At 74.9% G+C, this 18,668-nt stretch carries 10 protein-coding genes; 2 read left to right on the forward strand and 8 right to left on the reverse strand.

Annotation, left to right across the window (positions count from 1 at the left end; all coding sequences use genetic code 11):
- Position 1 precedes the first annotated feature (1 nt).
- From AC0666_RS01725 to AC0666_RS01735, 3 genes are all read right to left on the reverse strand, one after another.
- Entirely contained in the window at positions 2-3,877 is a 3,876-nt protein-coding gene (locus tag AC0666_RS01725; protein ID WP_478706914.1) for a UvrD-helicase domain-containing protein, read from the reverse strand.
- Positions 3,878-3,913: 36 nt separating this feature from the next.
- A complete protein-coding gene (locus AC0666_RS01730) occupies positions 3,914-7,390 on the reverse strand; it encodes an ATP-dependent helicase (RefSeq protein WP_478706990.1) in 3,477 nt (1,158 codons plus the stop codon).
- A 261-nt stretch (positions 7,391-7,651) separates the two neighbouring features.
- Positions 7,652-8,008, reverse strand: coding sequence for an MGMT family protein (locus AC0666_RS01735; protein WP_468581541.1), 357 nt, complete (start codon positions 8,006-8,008; stop codon positions 7,652-7,654).
- Positions 8,009-8,166: 158 nt separating this feature from the next.
- Here AC0666_RS01735 and AC0666_RS01740 point away from each other — a divergent pair, with 158 nt between their 5' ends.
- Both AC0666_RS01740 and AC0666_RS01745 read left to right on the forward strand, forming a co-directional pair.
- Positions 8,167-10,962 carry a lysylphosphatidylglycerol synthase transmembrane domain-containing protein gene (locus AC0666_RS01740; protein ID WP_468963220.1) on the forward strand — a complete coding sequence of 932 codons (2,796 nt, stop codon included), beginning with the start codon at positions 8,167-8,169 and terminating at the stop codon, positions 10,960-10,962.
- Between the two features lie 119 nt (positions 10,963-11,081).
- On the forward strand, positions 11,082-12,686 hold the full coding sequence (locus AC0666_RS01745) for an alpha/beta hydrolase (protein ID WP_468963219.1): 1,605 nt from the start codon (positions 11,082-11,084) through the stop codon (positions 12,684-12,686).
- Positions 12,687-12,776: 90 nt separating this feature from the next.
- Here AC0666_RS01745 and moeZ read toward each other — a convergent pair whose 3' ends face one another.
- From moeZ to AC0666_RS01770, 5 genes are all read right to left on the reverse strand, one after another.
- The gene (gene moeZ, locus AC0666_RS01750; protein WP_356849824.1) at positions 12,777-13,955 is read right to left on the reverse strand and encodes an adenylyltransferase/sulfurtransferase MoeZ; all 1,179 of its coding nucleotides are present in this window, start codon (positions 13,953-13,955) and stop codon (positions 12,777-12,779) included.
- Positions 13,956-14,018: 63 nt separating this feature from the next.
- Complete coding sequence (locus AC0666_RS01755; protein WP_478706915.1) at positions 14,019-14,774, reverse strand: spherulation-specific family 4 protein; 756 nt, start codon at positions 14,772-14,774, stop codon at positions 14,019-14,021.
- Positions 14,762-15,799, reverse strand: coding sequence for an NAD-dependent epimerase/dehydratase (locus AC0666_RS01760; protein ID WP_478706916.1), 1,038 nt, complete (start codon positions 15,797-15,799; stop codon positions 14,762-14,764). The genes AC0666_RS01755 and AC0666_RS01760 overlap by 13 nt, the downstream gene beginning before the upstream one ends.
- Before the next feature lie 101 nt (positions 15,800-15,900).
- Positions 15,901-16,806, reverse strand: coding sequence for a hypothetical protein (locus AC0666_RS01765; RefSeq protein ID WP_478706917.1), 906 nt, complete (start codon positions 16,804-16,806; stop codon positions 15,901-15,903).
- Positions 16,803-18,554, reverse strand: a complete 1,752-nt coding sequence (locus tag AC0666_RS01770; protein ID WP_468963215.1) for a DUF3492 domain-containing protein — start codon at positions 18,552-18,554, stop codon at positions 16,803-16,805. The genes AC0666_RS01765 and AC0666_RS01770 overlap by 4 nt, the downstream gene beginning before the upstream one ends.
- Positions 18,555-18,668 lie beyond the last annotated feature (114 nt).

The following is an 18,668-nucleotide window of genomic DNA, read 5'->3' on the forward strand; positions in this document are numbered from 1 at the left end:
CCTATCTGTCGGCCTCGGGGCCACTGCCCGTGCCCGATTTGCCTTGGAGGATCCGCTCAAGACGGGCGCGGTCGGGGAGGTCCCGCGGCCGGATCACGCGGCCGCTGCGGACGTGGAGGAAGGCGGCGGCGACCCGGTCGAGGGGGGTGCCGGTGGCTTCCGCCCAGGCGAGGCGGTAGACGGCGAGCTGGAGGGGATCGGCCTGCGTGGTGCGGCCGGTCTTCCAGTCGACGATCTCGTACGCGTACGGGGCGCCGGGGCGGGGGTCGTGGTAGACGGCGTCGATCCGGCCGCGGATCACCCGGCCCGCGAGGGTGAGCTGGACCGGGACCTCCATGCGGTGGGGGGTGCGCTCGGCGTACGGGCTGCGCTCGAAGGCCGCCTTGAGGGCGTCAAGGTCGGCCTCGTCGGCGATCTCCTGGTCGGAGCCGGGCAGCTCCGTCTCCGGTTCGAGCAGGTCGAGGAAGGGCAGCGGCAGCTCGTCGAAGCGGGACTCCACCCACGCGTGGAAGCGGGTGCCCTGCCGGGCGGCGGGCTGCGGGGGCTTGGGCATGGGGCGGGCGAGATCGCGGGCGAAGGCCTGCTCGTCCGCGGCGAGGCGCAGCAGCTGGCTGGCGGAGAGCGCGGCCGGGAGCTCCACGTCCCGGACGGTGGCGCGGGCACGGCGGAGCTCGCCTTCGAGGGCGTCGAGGTCCCGGTCCCAGGACGCGATGGTGCGCTCCTCCTCGGGCGTCGTCTCGGGGCCGTTGCCGGTGCGGGAGCCGGAGCCTGAGCCGGAGCCCCGGAGGGCGGCCTCCGGAGCGGCGGCGCCCCAGAGCTCCGCCTCCGGCCAGAGCTCGTCGTCCTGCGGGGCGGCGGCCCGGGTGCTCGGCTTCCCCACCCCGCCCCTTCCCGAAACCGGGGCTCCGCCCCGGCCCCCGGAACCGACCGAGCCGTCGGCCCAGTGCCCGGGGCCCTGCGCCGCGTCCGCGGGCAGCCCGGACTCCCCGTGCCCGCCCGGGAACGGGTCGTCGGTCCACGGCTCCGGCTCCGGGGGCTCCGACGCGTACGCCGGGTCCTCGCAGTCCGGGGGCCAGAGGTACGGGTCGTCGGCCCCGGGCGCAGCCGGGGCCGGAGCCTCGCGGGCCGGATCGTCCGCAGGAGCGGAAGCGGAAGCCGGGCGCGGAGCCGCGCGGCACGGGTCGTCGGCCGCGGCGGCTGCGGGCGGAGCCGCAAGGTAGTGGTCCTCGTCCGCCGGTGCATCCGCGGGCGGGCCCCAGAGGTCTTCCCCCGCGGGAGCGGAGGCGGAAGCCGGGGGCGCAGCCGGTCGGTGCGGGGGGCGGGCCGTGAGGTACGACTCGACCAGGGCGGCCGCCGAGCGGCGCAGGGCGAGGGACTCCGGGTCCAGCGGCAGCGGCCAGGACTGGTCCTGCGTCGACCCCGCCGCCAGGGCCGGGTTCTCCTCGCCCGGAGCCGGCTCAGGCGCCCAGGCCTCGATCTCGCCGTGTCCCGCGACGCAGTGCTCGTACAGCGCCGACAGGAAAGACGACGGTCCGCGCGGCTTCTTCTGCGTGGGGCCCCACCAGTGCCCCGAGGCGAGCAGCAGGGAGCGGGGGCGGGTGAAGGTCACGTAGCCGAGGCGGAGTTCCTCGGTCTCCTTGTGGTCCTTCAGGGCCGCCTTGAAGGCCTTCAGCCCCGCCGAGGTCCACGCCGGATCACCGGGAAGGGTGGAGGCGTCGCCGCGCAGGGCGTACGGCAGCACCTTGGCGTACGAGGTCCAGGCCTCCGGGGGGTTCTCCTTCGGGAACGCGCCCGCGCACAGCTCCGGGACCACGACCACGTCCCACTCCAGCCCCTTGGACTTGTGCGCGGTGAGCACCTTCACGGTGTTCTCGCCGCCGGGCAGGGCGTGGTCGAGGCCCTTCTCGTACTGGGCCGCCGTGCGCAGGAAGGCCAGGAACGCCAGCAGCGACGCCTCCCCGTCCAGGGAGGCGAAGCCCGCCGCCACGTCCAGGAAGCCGGACAGCGTCTCGCGCCGCCGCGCGGCCAGGGCGTGCGGGGAGGCGGACAGTTCCACGTCGAGGCCGGTCACGGCCAGCACCCGGTGCAGTACGTCCATCAGCGGGTCGGCGAGCGAGCGCCGCAGGTCGCGCAGCTCCTGGGCCAGGTGCGCGAAGCGGACCCGGGCGGCGGCCGAGAACGGCAGGTCGTCCGGCTGCGAGGACGTGCCGGAGCCGTCCAGGAACGTCTCCAGGGCGTCCGCCAGCGAGATGATCTCCGCCGGGTCCACGCCCTCCACCGCCGCCGCGAGGCGCTCGTCCGGGTCCTCCGCCCCGCCCGGCGAGCGGCCGATCAGCAGCCGCGCGCGCCGCCCGAGCAGGGCCAGGTCGCGCGCGCCGATCCGCCACCGCGGCCCGATGAGGAGGCGTACGAGCGAGGCGTTGGCTCCCGGGTCCTGGAGCACCTCGCACACCGCGACCAGGTCCGCGACCTCCGGGAGGTGCAGGAGCCCCGACAGGCCGACGACCTCGACCGGCACGTCCCGGGCCACCAGCACCGCCTGGATCTGCGCGAAGTCGGCGGCGGAACGGCACAGCACCGCGATCTCCCGCGGCTCCGTGCCCGTCCGGACCAGGTGCGCGACGGAGTCCCCGAGCCACTCCAGCTCCTCGGCGCGGGTGGGCAGCAGCGCGCAGCGCACGGAGCCGGCCTGCTCCTCCCCCGGCGCCGGCCGCAGCGCCTCGACTCCCTCGTGCATGGCCCGCAGCGGGGCCGCGAGCCCGTTGGCCAGGTCGAGGAGGCGGCCGCCGCTGCGCCGGTTCTCGCTGAGCGAGAAGCGCGTGGCCGGGCTGCCGTCCGCGTGCGGGAAGTGCTCGGGGAAGTCGTCCAGGTTGGCCACGGACGCACCGCGCCAGCCGTAGATCGCCTGACAGGGGTCGCCGACGGCGGTCACGGCGTGCCCGCTGCCCCCGCCGAACAGCCCGGACAGCAGCAGCCGCTGGGCCACCGAGGTGTCCTGGTACTCGTCGAGCAGGACCACCCGGAACTCCTCGCGCAGCAGCGCCCCCACCTCGGGCCGGGTGGTCGCGAGCTCCGCGGACAGGGCTATCTGGTCGCTGAAGTCGAACAGGTCGCGGGAGCGTTTGGCGGCGCGGTAGCGCTCGGTCAGCTCCAGCAGCTCCAGGCGGCCGCGCGCCGCCTCGGGGACCTTGCGCAGGTCGTCGTTGGTGAGCCGGGTGCCGGACAGCACGTCCAGCAGCCCCGTGTCGTACGCGCGCAGCCGCTCCGGGGGGACCAGGTGCTCGGAGAGCTCGGCGTCGAGCGCGAGCAGGTCACTGACCAGGTCGGGGACGGACCTGGTCAGCGCCGGGTACGGGCCGGGCGCCTCGCGGAGCACCCGCGCGGCGAGCTGGAAGCGGGTGGCGTCCGCGAGCAGCCGGGCGCTGGGTTCCAGGCCGATGCGCAGGCCGTGGTCCTTGAGGAGCTGCCCGGCGAACGCGTGGTACGTGGAGATCCGCGGCTCACCGCCGACCGCATCGACCCCGGTCAGGAGGGGGGCGGGGTCGGGGTCGCCGATGCCGGCCGCCGCGAGGGCCTTGCGGACGCGCTCGGCGAGCTCGCCGGCGGCCTTGTTGGTGAAGGTCAGGCCGAGGACCTGCTCGGGCGCGACCGCCCCGGTGCCGACCAGCCAGACCACGCGGGCGGCCATGACGGTGGTCTTGCCCGAGCCGGCGCCGGCCACGATGACCTGCGGGGCGGGCGGCGCGGTGATGCAGGCGAGCTGCTCGGGCGTGAAGGGGATGCCGAGGAGCTCCTTGAGCTGCTCGGGGTCGGTGAGGACGGCCGGAAGCGAGGGAGCGGCGGGAGCGGAGGGGGGAGGGGACGGACGCGCGGGCACGGGAAAGAGGCTAGCCGCAGCCGCCGACAGTCCCGCTCACTCGACCGTCTGGCGGCCCTCCGGCCGGGCGCTGCAGGCACTGCGGAAGGAGCAGTGGTCGCAGTGCTTGCCGACGGCGGGGGTGAAGCGCTCGTCGAGCACCCGGCCCGCGGCGGTGGCGAGCAGGTCGCCGACCCACTCGCCGTCCAGCGGCTCCTGGGCCTGCACCTTGGGGACGGCGTCGCCGCCCTCGCGGACGGCGGCGCCCTGGCGCAGGTGGACGAGCTCGGCGCCGCCCGGCTGCGGCCGCAGGCCGTCGAAGACCTCGTCGACGGCGCCTTCGCGCACCGCGAGCTGGTAGACGGCGAGCTGCGGGTGCCGGGCGACCTCGGCCTTGGTGGGCGCGGCCTTGCCGGTCTTGAAGTCCACGACGTACGCACGCCCCTGCGGGTCCGATTCGACCCGGTCCATGGAGCCCCGGATCCGAACGGCGTACTCGCCCGCTTCGAGCGTGACGTCGAACGCGTGCTCCGTGGCCACGGCCGCCCTGCCCCCGCGGTCGGTGGTGTGCCAGCGCAGGAAGCGCTCCAGGGCCGCGCGGGCGGTCTCCTTCTCCTGGCGGGACTTCCAGGGGGCGTCGAAGGCGAGGGCGTCCCAGACGGAGTCGAGGCGCTCCATCAGGACGGCCAGGTCGGCGGGGGTGCGGCCGGAGGCGACCTCGTCGGCGAGGACGTGGACGACGTTGCCGAAGCCCTGCGCGGCGGTGGAGGGTGCGTCGGCCTTGACCTCGCGGCCCAGGAACCACTGGAGGGAACAGGTGTTGGCGAGCTGGTCCAGGGCGCTGCCGGACAGGGCGACGGGGCGGTCCCGGTCGCGCAGCGGAACGCTGCTGCGGGTGGGCTCGTACAGGCCCCACCAGCGCTGCGGATGCGCCGCGGGGACGAGCGGGCGGTCCTCCTCGTCGGTGAGCGCGGCGAGGCGGGCCAGCCGCCGGGCGGCCGCGTCGCGCAGGGCGGGCGAGGCCTCGGGGTCGACGGTGGTGGCGCGCAGCTCGGCGACGAGCGCCGGGACGGCGAGGGGGCGGCGCGGCCGGCCGGCGACGTCCTTGGGGGTGACGCCGAGCTCGGTGAGGAAGCGCGAGGGCTGGTCGCCGTCCTCGGCGGGGGCCTTGACGGCGGTGACGACGAGGCGTTCGCGGGCGCGGGTGGCGGCGACGTAGAAGAGGCGGCGTTCCTCGGCGAGGAGGGCGCCGGGGGTGAGGGGCTCGGCGAGGCCGTCGCGGCCGATGCGGTCGGCTTCGAGGAGGGAGCCGCGGCGGCGCAGGTCGGGCCAGAGGCCTTCCTGCACGCCGGCGACGACGACGAGCCGCCACTCCAGGCCCTTGGAGCGGTGGGCGGTCATCAGCCGGACCGCTTCGGTGCGGGTGGCCTTGCGGGTGAGCGTGTCGGCCGCGATGTCCTCGGCTTCGAGCTGTTCGAGGAAGTTCAGGGCGCCGCGGCCGCCGGTCCGCTCCTCGGCGCGGGCGGCCGTGTCGAAGAGCGCGCAGACGGCGTCGAGGTCGCGGTCGGCGTTGCGGCCGGCCGGGCCCCCGCGGCGGGCGCTGCGCTCCAGCCGCTGCGGCCAGGGGGTGCCGTCCCAGAGGGTCCACAGCACCTCTTCGGCGGTGCCGCCGCCCTGGAGCAGCTCGCGGGCCTTGCGCAGGAGCAGGCCGAGGCGCTGCGCTCCGCGGGCGTACGAGGGGTCGTGCGCGACGAGCCGTTCCGGTTCGGCGAGGGCGCGGGCCAGCAGCACGTCGGACGGTGCGGGCACCTTGATCCCGGCGGCCCGCTCCTCGTCGCGGAGCGCACGCCCGAGCCGGCGCAGGTCGGCGGAGTCCATCCCGCCGAGGGGCGAACCGAGCAGGGTGATGGCGGCCTCCACCCCGACCCACCCCTCATCAAGGGCGCCGCCGGGCCCGCCTACGGCTCCGGCCGCGGCTCCGGCTTCGGCTTCGGCTTCGGCTTCGGCGTCGTTCGGCGCGGCCGGGGCTGCGGCCTCCGGCCCGGCGGCTGCGGACGCCGGGGTGGCGGGGGCGCCCGCTTGGCGCTGGGCGGGGACGGTGGCGGGAGGAGCTGCGGCCTCACCGGCGGCCTCGTCGGCGGCGGCGGAAGCCGGGACCGGTCCGGCCGAGGCCCGGTCCGCGCCCGGGGGCAGGGTGGACAGGGCCAGCGTGCGCAGCGCCGTCAGCAGGGGGGACACCGCCGGCTCGTGGCGCAGCGGGATGTCCGTGCCGTCCGTCTCGGCCGGGACCCCCGCCGAGATCAGCGCGCGCCGCATCGCCGGCAGGGTGCGCCCGCCCGAGCGGACCAGGACGGCCATGTCCTGCCAGGGCACGCCGTCCTCCAGGTGCGCCCTGCGCAGGATGTCCGCGATGTTGTCAAGCTCGGCGCCGGCCGTCGGGTACGTGAACACCTCGACCCGGCCGCCCTCCCGCGTGGCCCGCAGCTCCCGGTGCGCCCGTACGGCGGCCGCGGGCAGCCGCGGAACCGGCATCCGCGCGGTCAGCAGGCGGGTCGCGGCCAGCAGGTTCGCGGCCGAGCGGCGGCCGACCGTCAGGGCATGGACGGCCGCGCCGGGGAAGACCCCCTCGAAGTCGAGGATGTTGTTCAGGTCGGCGCCGCGGAAGGCGTAGATCGACTGGTCCGGATCGCCGAAGGCGACCAGCGTGCCGGCCGGCCCGTTCAGGGCCCGCAGCAGCCGCAGCTGCGAGGCGTCGGTGTCCTGGTACTCGTCCACGTAGATCACGTCGTACGCACCGGACAGCGACGGCGTGCGCTCGGCCAGCAGGACCGCACGGTGGAGGAGCTCGGCGTAGTCCAGCGTGCCCTGCATGTCCAGGACGTCCAGGTACTCGGCGAGGAACGCGGCCGCCGCCTTCCAGTCCGGACGCCCCAGCCGGGAGGCGAACGCGTCGAGCGCCTCCGGCCCGAGACCCAGCTCGCGGGCGCGGGCGAGCACCGCGCGGACCTCGTCCGCGAAGCCGCGCGTGGTCAGCGCGGCCCGCAGGTCATCGGGCCAGCGGATCGAGCGGATCTGGCGCTGGCCCTCCAGCAGGGTGCGGACCATCACGTCCTGCTCGGGGCCGGACAGCAGCCGCAGCGGATCCGCGAACAGGTCGGTGTCCTGGTGGGCGCGCACCAGCCCGTAGCAGAAGGAGTGGAAGGTGGTGGCCTGCGGCGCCCGCGCGCCGCCCAGGCGCAGCGCGGCCCGGTCGCGCAGCTCCACGGCCGCCTTGCGGCTGAAGGTGAGGATCAGGATCCGGGCCGGGTCCGTACCGGCCTCGACGCGGGCGGCGGCCGCCTCGACCAGCGTGGTCGTCTTCCCGGTGCCCGGCCCGGCCAGGACCAGGAGCGGCCCGCGGGTGTGGTCAACCACCGCCTGCTGCGCTGCGTCCAGCACAGGGGGATCCACCCGTTCCGGCCCGGTGCGCACGAGGCGGTACGCGTCAGGGGTCCGCGTACGCCGCCGCTCGGAGCGGTCGGAGGGAGAGGTGATCACGTGGGGTGCCGGTCCTGGTGGGTCTGCCGTTGCCGCGGCCGCTGCCGCGTCCGCCGAAGAGGCAACGCTACGGCAACCGGCGCGCCCCGCGCAGTTCCCCGAGGTGGGGCGCCGGCTCGGGGCCGGGGGCTCCCCACCGCACCGGACGGGCCGGCGTGCGGGCAGGCCCGCGGGGCGTCCGGGGAGGCGTACCGTCCCCCGTACGGGCCTTCGTACGGGGACTCGGCCACCCGCTCGCGCCCCGGATGGACGAAGCTGTCAGGTGTGAGCCCCCTCCCGCTCTTCGCGTACGTCCCGGCCGTCCCAGCGCGCCCGCGGCATGTCGAGCCGGGCCTCGCCGCCGGCGGTCAGGCGCAGCGGCGTGGCCTCGGCCCGGTAGTGCTGAAGGGCGCGGTGCTCGCTGCCCGGGAGGGGCCGCCCGTCCGCCCGCACCACCCGCCACCAGGGCACGGCTCCCCCGTACAGGGCCATGACGCGGCCGACTTGGCGCGGGCCGCCCTCGCCGAGCCACTCGGCCACGTCCCCGTACGTCATCACCCGCCCGGGCGGAATCCGCTCGGTCGCTTCCAGCACCCGCTCCGCGTACGCGGGCAGCTCTTCGCTCATTCCGCCCATGGTGCCGCACGTCGCCGACGGGCCCGCGGAGGGCTTCCCTCCGCACCGGCGCGCACCCTGATGCCTCCCTTGCCCGCCGGTCCGTGCCACCATCTTCCGGGCGGTGACTGGTGATACGTGATCAAGAAGAGACGGAAGTGACGACGAAGGAGCAGGGTGTGAGCCCTCCGGACGGCGCGGCAGAGGACGACGGCACGCGCCCGGACCCGCGCCCCGAACCCCGCCCGGGCTCCGGCCCCGGCGAGCGGAGCAGGGCCGCGTCGCAGCCCGGGACCGGGCCGGAGACCGCCCCTGCCGCGCCCGGCTCCGCGTCCGGCGCCGGGGCCCGGTCCGCCGGGTCCGCGTCCGGGGAGGAGCACGGCCTCGGCTCCGACCCCGCCGACCAGGTCGAGGGCGACGAACCGCTGCTCGCCGCCCGGGTGCACCGGCCCTCCGACCTCGTCCGCCTCCTCGTCGGCATCCTCGGCATCGCCGTCGTCCTCGCCATCGCCGCCTTCGCCCACGGCACCACCGCCGGCCTCGAAGCCGACATCTCCCAGGGCACCGGTGCCGCGCCCGACCTGCTGATCAAGGTCGCCGGGCTGGTCTCCAGCATCGCCGTCCTGCTCGTCCCCGTCGCCTTCGCCATCGAACGGCTGATCAAACGCGACGGGCTGCGCATCGCCGACGGCGTCCTCGCCGCCGTACTCGCCCACGGCGTCACCCTCGCCACCGACCTGTGGGTCTCCCAGGCCGCCCCCGCGACCATCCAGGACGCCCTGACCCGGGCCACCGGGGCGGGCGGCGCCCTCACCGACCCGGTGCACGGCTACCTCGCGCCGGTCATCGCGTACATGACCGCCGTCGGCATGACGCGGCGGCCCCGCTGGCGGGTCGCCCTCTGGGTGGTGCTGTTGCTCGACGCGTTCGCGATGCTGGTGAGCGGCTACACGACCCCGTTCTCGATCATCCTGACGGTGCTGATCGGCTGGAGCGTCGCGTACGGGACGCTGTACGCCGTCGGCTCGCCGAACGTGCGGCCCACCGGGCAGCACCTGCTGGCCGGGCTGCGCCGGGTGGGGTTCCAGCCGGTCAGCGCGATGCGCGCCGAGGTCCCCGAGGGCGGCGACACCCCCGAGGTGAGCGACCGGGGACGCCGCTACCACGTCACCCTGGAGGACGGCCCGCCGCTCGACGTCACCGTCGTCGACCGCGAGCAGCAGGCCCACGGCTTCTTCTACCGGGTCTGGCGCCGCCTCACGCTGCGCGGCATCACCACCCGGCGCAGCCTCCAGTCGCTGCGCCAGGCCTTGGAGCAGGAGGCGCTGCTCGCGTACGCCGCCATCGCGGCCGGGGCCAACGCGCCGAAGCTGATCGCCACCTCCGAGCTGGGCCCGGACGCCGTCATGCTCGTGTACGAGCACCTCGATGCCCGGCCGCTGCACGCCCTCGCCGACGAGGAGATCACCGACGACCTGACCCGCAACGCGTGGGAGCAGGTGCGGGCCCTGCAGTCGCGCCGGATCGCGCACCGCCGGCTTGAGGGTGACGCCCTGCTGGTGGATCGTTCCGGCAAGGTCATCCTCACCGACCTGCGCGGCGGCGAGATCGCGGCCGGCGACCTGGTGCTCCGGATGGACACCGCGCAGCTGCTGACCACGCTCGGCCTGCGGGTCGGCGCGGAGCGGGCGGTGGCCTCGGCGGTGTCGGTGCTCGGCCCCGACACTGTGGCGGACTGCCTGCCGCTGCTCCAGCCGATCGCGCTGAGCCGTTCCACCCGGTCGACGCTGCGCAGGCTGGCCCGGGAACGGGCCGACCGGCAGCGGGAGGCCGTACTGGAGTCCTCGCGGGCGGCGAAGGCGGCGCGGGAGGCGGCCGCCGGGGCGGAGTCCGGTGCGGGGACGACCTCCGCGGCCGACCGGAAGGCCGAGAAGAAGGCGCTGGACGACGCCCTGGACGGGGCCCGGGAGGAGGACCTGCTGAGCCAGATCCGCCAGCAGGTGCTGCTGATCCGCCCGCAGGCCCCGGTGGAGCCGGCCCGGCTGGAGCGCATCCGCCCGCGGACGCTGGTGTCGTTCATCGCCGGAGCCTTCGGTGCGTACTTCCTGCTCACGCAGCTGGCCCATGTGGACTTCGGGACGATCATCGGCGAGGCGGAGTGGGGCTGGGTGGGGGCCGCACTGGCCTTCTCGGCGCTCACCTACTTCGCGGCGGCGATGAGCCTGCTGGGCTTCGTACCGGAACGGGTGCCGTTCCTGCGCACCGTGGTCGCCCAGGTGGCGGGGTCCTTCGTGAAGCTCGTCGCCCCGGCGGCGGTCGGCGGCGTCGCCCTGAACACGCGCTTCCTGCAGCGCGCGGGGATCCGGCCGGGGCTGGCGGTGGCGAGCGTGGGCGCCTCGCAGCTGTTCGGCCTCGCGAGCCACGTCCTGCTGCTGCTGGCCTTCGGCTACCTGACGGGCACCGAGAAGACCCCAGAGATGACCCCGTCCAGGACGGTCATCGCGGGTCTGCTGACGGTGGCGGTGCTGGTGCTGGTGGTGACGGCGGTGCCGTTCCTGCGCAAGTTCGTGGTGACGCGGGTGCGCGCCCTGTTCGCGGGCGTGGTGCCGCGCATGCTGGACGTCCTGCAGCGGCCGCAGAAGCTGATGACGGGCATCGGCGGCATGCTGCTGCTGACCGGCTGCTTCGTGATGTGCCTGGACGCCTCGATCCGTGCCTTCGGCGGCGGCGAGGCCCTGAGCTACGCCAGCATCGCGGTGGTCTTCCTGGCCGGCAACGCCCTGGGCTCGGCGGCCCCGACCCCGGGCGGCATCGGTGCGGTGGAGACGACGCTGACCCTCGGCCTGATCGCGGCCGGCCTGGACAAGGAGGTCGCCATCTCGGCGGTCCTGCTGTTCCGCCTGATGACCTTCTGGCTCCCGGTCCTCCCGGGCTGGATCTCGTTCAACTTCCTCACCCGCAAGGAAGCCATCTAGCGGGGAGCCGCGGGCCGAATCGCGGTCCCGCCGGCTCAGAGGTACGGGGCCGCTCGCCGGTCCGACCCGGATGGGTCAGCGCGGGGGCGGGGGTCAGTGGGGGCGCGCAGGATGGGGGTATGTCGCGAAACCTGCCGCGGATCTCCGCTCTCGCCGTGCTCGCCACCCTGCTGGCCGGGGTCAGTGGGTGTTCTGACAGCGGGGAGGAGAAGACCCCCCGGGCCGGCGGGACCAAGGGGGCCGCGCCGCTCAAGTGGGGGGAGTGCGGGGCCCCCACCGTCGCCGAAGGCGGCGGGCAGGCGCCGCCCAAGGACTGGCAGTGCGCCACCCTGCACGTGCCGCTCGACTACGCGAAGCCCGAGGGGGAGACGATCCCGATCGCGCTGATCAAGGCGCCCGCGCGGGACAAGGGCAAGCGGATCGGTTCGCTGGTGTTCAACTTCGGCGGGCCCGGCGGGTCCGGGATCAGTACGCTGCCCGGCGCCGCCAAGGAGTACGAGGCCCTGCGTGCCCGCTACGACCTGGTCAGCTTCGATCCCCGCGGGGTGGGCCGCAGCGCCCCCGTCCAGTGCGAGGACGACAAGCAGCTCGACGCCTACTACTCCCAGGACTCGACGCCCGACACCCCTCAGGAAGAGGTCGTCTTCGTCGACAACATCAAGAAGTACCAGCAGGCCTGCAAGACGAAGTCCGGGAAGGTGCTGCCTTACGTCGGGACGGAGAACGCCGCCCGCGACATGGACCGGATCCGCCAGGCCCTCGGCGACGAGAAGCTGTACTACTTCGGGATCTCCTACGGGACCGAGCTCGGCGGGGTCTACGCGCACCTCTTCCCGAAGAACATCGGCCGGGCCGTCTTCGACGCCGTCGTCGACCCCACCAAGACCGCGGAGGGAGGTGCACTCGGCCAGGCCAAGGGCTTCCAACTGGCCCTCGGCAACTTCGCGCAGGACTGCGTGGACCGGGGCGAGGCCTGCCGGATCCAGGGCAGCACCGCCCAGGAGATCGAGGAGAACATCCTCAAGCTCCAGAAGGACCTGGCCGCGAAGCCCATCCCCGGCCTCGGCGGCCGGATGCTCACCGATTCCGCGGCGACCAACGGCATCGCCCAGGCCCTGTACTCGCAGGAGCTGTGGCCGCTGCTGGAGCAGGGCGTGGACGAGGCGGAGGGCGGCCAGGGGCAGTTGCTGATGGCGTTGTCCGATGCGCTCAACGGGCGTGACCAGCAAGGCCATTACAGCAACATCGGCGCCGCCAACGCCGCCATCAACTGCGCCGACTCCAAGGACCGGTTCACCCTGGCGCAGACCCGGTCGAAGCTGCCGGAGTTCCGCGCCGCCTCCCCCGTCTTCGGGGACTTCCTCGGCTGGGCGCTGATGAGTTGCACCGACTGGCCGGTCCCGGGCGCCTGGGAGACCCCGGACGTCTCCGCCCCGGGCGCCGCCCCGATCCTGGTGATCGGCAACACCGGTGACCCGGCGACCCCGTACGAGGGCGCCCGCAGGATGGTCGAGCGGCTCGGGCCCGGTGTCGGCGTGGAACTCACGTACAAGGGCGAGGGGCACGGGGCGTACAACAGCGGCGACAAGTGCGTGCAGCAGGCCGTGAACGCCTACCTGTTGGACGGGAAGGTGCCCGCGGCCAATACCGTCTGCACCCCGTCCTCTTCGTCCGCCTCTTCCTCCGCGACCGCCGTCTCCGCCTCCTCCACCTCGGCGGGGTAGGAACGGACCGAGGGGCCGCACCGCGTGCGCGGTACGGCCCCTCGAAGGTCCAAGTGCCTGCGAAGTGCCTCCGGGAGGAGGACTGGAGGACTAGTAGACCGGCTTCTCCGGCTCGATCTGGTGGACCCAGCCGATCACGCCGCCGCCCACGTGGACCGCGTCCGCGAAGCCCGCGGACTTCAGGACCGCGAGGACTTCCGCACTACGGACACCCGTCTTGCAATGCAAGACGATCCGCTTGTCCTGCGGGAGGTCCTGGAGCGCGGTGCCCATCAGGAACTCGCCCTTGGGGATCAGCTTCGCGCCGGGGATCGAGACGATCTCGTACTCGTTCTTCTCGCGGACGTCGATGATCTCGATGTTCTCGCCCTCGTCGATCCACTCCTTGAGCTGCTTGGGAGTGATCGTCGAACCGGCCGCGGCCTCCTGGGCCTCCTCCGACACGACGCCGCAGAAGGCCTCGTAGTCGATGAGCTCGGTGACCGTCGCGTTCGGGCCGCAGACCGCGCAGTCGGGGTCCTTGCGGACCTTGACCTGGCGGTACTGCATCTCCAGGGCGTCGTAGATCATCAGGCGGCCGACCAGCGGCTCGCCGACACCCGTGAGGACCTTGATGGCCTCGGTGACCTGGATGGACCCGATGGACGCGCACAGCACGCCCAGGACGCCGCCCTCGGCGCAGCTCGGAACCATGCCCGGCGGCGGGGGCTCCGGGTACAGGCAGCGGTAGCACGGTCCGTGCTCGGACCAGAAGACCGAGGCCTGGCCGTCGAAGCGGTAGATCGAGCCCCACACGTACGGCTTGTTCAGCAGCACGCAGGCGTCGTTGACCAGGTAGCGCGTGGCGAAGTTGTCCGTGCCGTCGACGATGAGGTCGTACTGGCTGAAGATCTCCATCACGTTGTCGGCTTCGAGCCGCTCCTCGTGAAGGACCACGTTCACGTACGGGTTGATGCCCAGCACGCTGTCGCGCGCGGACTCGGCCTTGGACCGGCCGATGTCCGCCTGGCTGTGGATGATCTGACGCTGCAGGTTCGACTCGTCGACCTCGTCGAACTCCACGATGCCCAGCGTGCCGACGCCGGCCGCGGCGAGGTACATGAGGGCGGGAGAGCCGAGGCCGCCCGCGCCCACGGCCAGCACCTTGGCGTTCTTCAGGCGCTTCTGGCCGTCCATCCCGACATCCGGGATGATCAGGTGGCGGGAGTACCGACGAACCTCGTCAACGGTGAGCTCAGCAGCTGGCTCGACCAGGGGTGGCAGCGACACGGGGACTCCGTAGATGGGTATGTCTGAACGGTGGTTCTTTCCGTAACACTGCCACGCCCTTCTTCATTCCGAGACACCCGGTCCGATGCGTGAGACGATTTCGTCCCAGTACGCGGGCATTGACGCCCAGGGGTCCCGGTCTCCCGTCCCGCGCCGGTCGGTGAACCAGATCGTGCCCGCGCCCTGCCAGCGGGCGATCCGCACCGCCTCCTCCAGGTGCGTGCGCGGCACCCCGTGGACCAGGTGGCAGAACCGCTCCGCCGGGTACTCGGCGGTCCACTCCGCCACCTGGGACCAGCGGTAGTCCGTCCATGCGCCGGAGAAGGTGACCAGCTGGTCGGCGGCCTCCACGTAGCCCTCGTACGGGTGCGTGCCGTGTCCCAGCACGATCCGCAGCGCCTCTCCCCCGTCGCCGAGCCCGCGCAGCGTGTCGGCGACCCGGCGTACCGCGACCAGGTCCGCCCGGTCCGCGGGGGCGTCGGCGAGGTAGAACCCGTCCACCCGGTACCAGTCCCGGTAGCGGTGGGCGTCGGAGACGAGCTCCCCGAAGGAGCGGGACCCGTCCCGCATCGCCAGATGGCCGAGTACGGTGCCGCCGGCGTTACGGAGCTTCGCCGCGGCTTCGGTGCAGTGCGGGTCGGGCCGGCCGCCCGGCCCGTCGGCGACGTTGAGCACGGTCCAGTGCAGCGGGGTCCCGGGACGGGTCAGCTCGGCCCATTCGACCGGCGCGAGCAGCGGGTGCGCGTAGCCGGGCACGCCCAGGCCGAGACGGCCCGCCTCGGTGGCGGCGGCCGCGGCCTGTGTCGTCAGATGCGGCACGCCGCCTCCATCCAGATGTCCGCGAGGGATTCCTCCAGGTTGATCCGGGGCCGCCAGCCGAGCCGGTCCCGGGCGGTGCGCACGTCGGCCTGCTGCCAGGCGCCGCAGCCGTCGGGGTACGGGTACGCCGCAGGCACCGTGGCGGCCGCGGCGATCTGCTCGGGCGTGGCCTCCGAACGCGGGGCTCCGATGGCCGCCAGACCGGCCGGCCGGCCCGGGTGCCCGTGTCCGGGCCCGTGCCCGTGGGCGTGCTGCTGCGCTCCGCCGTGCGGTACGTCCAGCTCGTGCAGGGCCCCGCCGTAGCCGGCGACCCTGGCCAGCACGGCCGCCGCGTCGCGCAGCCGGACCGCGCGGCCGGTGCCGATGTTGACGACGCCCTGGGCGGCGGAGAGCGAGGCGGCGTGCACGGCCCGCGCCACGTCCCGGACGTCCACGAAGTCGCGCTGGACGCCGAGCCCGCTGAGCTTGAGCTCACCGTCCCCGTTCTGCATGGCGCGCCGCATGGCCTCGGCGAGCCGGCCGAGCGGGGATCCGGCAGGGGTGCCGGGGCCGACGGGCGAGAAGATCCGCAGGACGACCGCGTCGAGTCCGGAGCCGAGCACCAGCTCGGTCGCGGCGAGCTTGCTGACGCCGTACGGTCCGCCGGGTCTGGGCACGGCGTCCTCGGCCGTGGACGATCCGGGCTGGCTGGGCCCGTACTCGGCGGCGCAGCCGAGCTGGACGAGGCGGGCCCCGCAGCCGCTGCGGCGCAGCGATTCGCAGATGGTGGCCACGGCGACGGTGTTGTGGCGGGTCAGTTCCCGGGCGCCGCCCCGGGTGGTGCCGGCGCAGTTGATGACGACGCCCGGGTGGACGGCGTCGAGGAACCGGGTGAGCGCGCCGGGGCTGCCGGTGGCGAGGTCGAAGCGGACGTCGGCGTCGTCGCCGCGGCCGAGCGCGGTGAGCTGGACGGCGGGGTCGGCGAGCAGGCGGTCGGCGACGTAGCGGCCGAGGTATCCGTTGGCTCCGATCAGCAGCACCCTCATCGCGCGGCCCCTTGATCGGTTGGCTGGCCGGTCATCCTGTGTCTCCTTCGTCGGTGGGCAGGGGTCGTGTCGGGGTCGGGGTGGGGGCCGGGTTCGGCGGTTCAGGGCCTTGCGTGGGCGGACGCGCGGGACAGCGCGACGACGGCGTGGACGAGGAGCCCTGCCGCGGCGGCGGACACCGCGAGCGGGACGGGGACCAGGGCGAGGGCGAGGGCTGCGGTCACGGGCCCGCGCGCGGCGCCGTGGCCGAGCAGCAGGCGGGTGAGGAACAGCAGGACGGCCGGCGGTACGGCGAGCGCGAGCGGTGTCCCGGCGAGGGCGGCCGCCCCGGCGGCGGCTGCGGCGAAGGCGGCCACCGCGCCGAGCAGCAGCGGCCGGGTCCCCTCGGCGAAGTCCTCCAGGGCGCGGCTCCCGGCGAGCCTGCGCCGGGCGCGGGCGGCGAACAGGGCGCCGATCAGGTGGCCGGGGGCCACGGCCAGCGCGAGGGCGACCCCGAGGGCGGTGCCGTGGCGGTACACCGCCCAGCCGACGGCGGCCGCGGCGAGGAGGTGCGCGGCGTACGGGAAGCGTCCGGCGGCGGCCCCGCCGGGCCGGCCGGGCCGTACCAGGGCGGCGACGGTGGCGAGTACGGCGATCGGGCCCGCGAACGGCGTCCCGGCGGCTGCGGCCCCGAGCGCGAGGGCCCCGGGCAGCAGGGCGTACCCGAAGCCGCGTAACGCACGGGCGTCGACCGCCCGGCCGGCGGGCGGGGCGGCGGGCTCGTCCCCGCGCGGGGTCCGGGCGTACAGCTCCTCGGCGAGGGAGAAGACGTCGCGGTGGCGGAAGCGGGCGGCGGTCCGGTCGGTGATGCCCTGGGCCTCCAGCCCGGCGGCGATCTCCAGCGGGTCCACGGCCCGTTCGCACAGCGCCCGGTGGCGGTGCAGCAGGGTCTTGACGGGGTCCCCGGCGGCGCGGCGGCGGGGTGTCCCGGGGACGGGGGCGAGGGGTGCCGCTTCGTCGAGGGTCATACCGCCGCCTCCGACGGGGCTGCCGCGCCGGGGCCCGCGGCGCCCGGATACACGTCCGGGGCCGCGGCCGAAGCCGGGCCCGGAGCCGCCGCCGCGCCCGCGGCGGGAACCGGCACCGCGGCCGGATCCGTCTCGGTCGCCGGACCCGCGTCGGTCGCCGGGCCGGCATCGGGCCCCGCGCCCGCGCTCGGCGTGGACGCCCAGGTCGGGGTCGTCCAATGGCCCGGGACCCGGGCCTCCGGGGGTTGCGCGAAGGGGACCCCCGCGCCCGCGCGCCCCGGCCCGCGGGCCAGCAGCTGCAGGTAGATCTCCCGGAAGGCGGCCACGTTCTGCTCGACGGTGAACAGCTCCATGGCCCGCGCCCGGGCGGCGGCGCCCAGCCGCCCGGCCCGCTCGGGGTCGCCCAGCAGCGCCAGGCAGGCGTCGGCCAGGGCCCGCGGATTGCGCGGGGGGACGACGAGGCCGGTGCCGCCGATGACCTCGCACACCGCCCCGACGTCGGTGGACACGGTGGCCCGCCCGCAGAACATCGCCTCGGCCAAGGTGATGGGGAAGCCCTCGATCACGGAGGACAGGACGACCACGCGTCCCGAGCCGTACGCGTCGGCCGACGAGGGGGCCTCGGGTCCGCCGATCTCCTCGAAGGTGACCGGGTTCTCCCCCACCGTGACCGCGTCGGCGGCCTCGTCGGGGAAGAGCTGCGCCGCCAGCGAGCGGCAGTCCGCGAGGTACCCCGGCACCGCCGCCGTGGCGAAGAGGCGCAGCCGGGTCCCCGGCGCGCCCTTGCGGACCTCGGCGAACGCATGGAGCAAAGCGATCAGGTCCTTGGCCGGCTCGATCCGGCCGACCCACACCAGGGTGTCCGGGTCTCCGCGGTCCGGCGCCTCCCCGACGGTGGCGAATCGGTCCGCCTCCATTCCCGGGTACACCGTCCGCACCCGCTCCCGCTGCGCCCCGCACCGCTCCTGCCAGCGGCGGGCGTGCGCGTTGCCGGGGGTGAGCAGGTCGGCGCGGGCGTAGATCTCGGCGGCCAGCCGTACGTGGAAGGCCGCGAGCAGGGCCCGCACGGCCGGCCGGGTGCCTTCGGCGTCCTCCAGGTAGTGGGCCCGGAGCTGCACCCCGTACTCCGTGACCAGCAGCGGAACCCCGAAGAAGCGTTTGGCCAGCAGTCCGGGCAGCGCCGCCACCCCGCCCGCGGCCGCGTGGCACACGTCGACCTCGCGCAGGTCCTCGTACCAGTCGAGGGACAGCGGCCGCAGCAGCCGCTCCAGGGCGTCGACGAACTCCAGCAGGTCCGCCACCTGGGCGCGCTGTACGGAGCGGCGCGCTCCCGGGGCGCGGCAGGCGGCCTCCACCGCGCGCACCGCGGTCTCGGAGCGCAGCGCCGCGTACAGCCCGCCCTGCTCGCGGGCGAGTTCGGCCAGCCCGTACAGTCCGGCGGCGAAGGCCGCGGGCTCGTCGGCGCAGATGCCCCGGACGAGCTCATTGAAGCAGTCGGCGAAACGCCGGCGTTCGCGTCGGGAGTAGCTGCGGCCGTCGTCGGCCGGGGCCCACAGCGGGGCGGTCCAGACCCGGGTGACGTGTTCGGGGAGGACGACCCGGCCGCGCTCCTCCTGCTCGGCGCTGCGGCTCAGCGCGTAGAGCTCGAACTCGTGCTGCGGCAGGCCGCGTACGAGCCGGTCACACCAGATCCTGGCCTCTCCCGTCGCATACGGATAACCACCTTCGGTGAGCAGTCCGATCCGCACGAGTGGCACCCCCGTTCTCCCGTTTCAGGCGGTCGCCTCCGGTCCGGTGACCCGCCCCGGGAGAACTCAAGCGGATGTGCCGGTGGCGCGACGGACGGTTGTCCGTCGCGCCAC

This window comes from Streptomyces sp. NPDC043680, assembly GCF_056436685.1.

What these genes read in the sequence shown, in the direction of transcription:
- AC0666_RS01735 (WP_468581541.1), bottom strand. Translation starts at nt 8,008, where the DNA reads ATGGGCGGAATGAGCGAAGAGCTGCCCGCGTACGCGGAGCGGGTGCTG.
- AC0666_RS01745 (WP_468963219.1), top strand. Translation starts at nt 11,082, where the DNA reads ATGTCGCGAAACCTGCCGCGGATCTCCGCTCTCGCCGTGCTCGCCACC.
- AC0666_RS01760 (WP_478706916.1), bottom strand. Translation starts at nt 15,799, where the DNA reads ATGAGGGTGCTGCTGATCGGAGCCAACGGATACCTCGGCCGCTACGTC.
- AC0666_RS01765 (WP_478706917.1), bottom strand. Translation starts at nt 16,806, where the DNA reads ATGACCCTCGACGAAGCGGCACCCCTCGCCCCCGTCCCCGGGACACCC.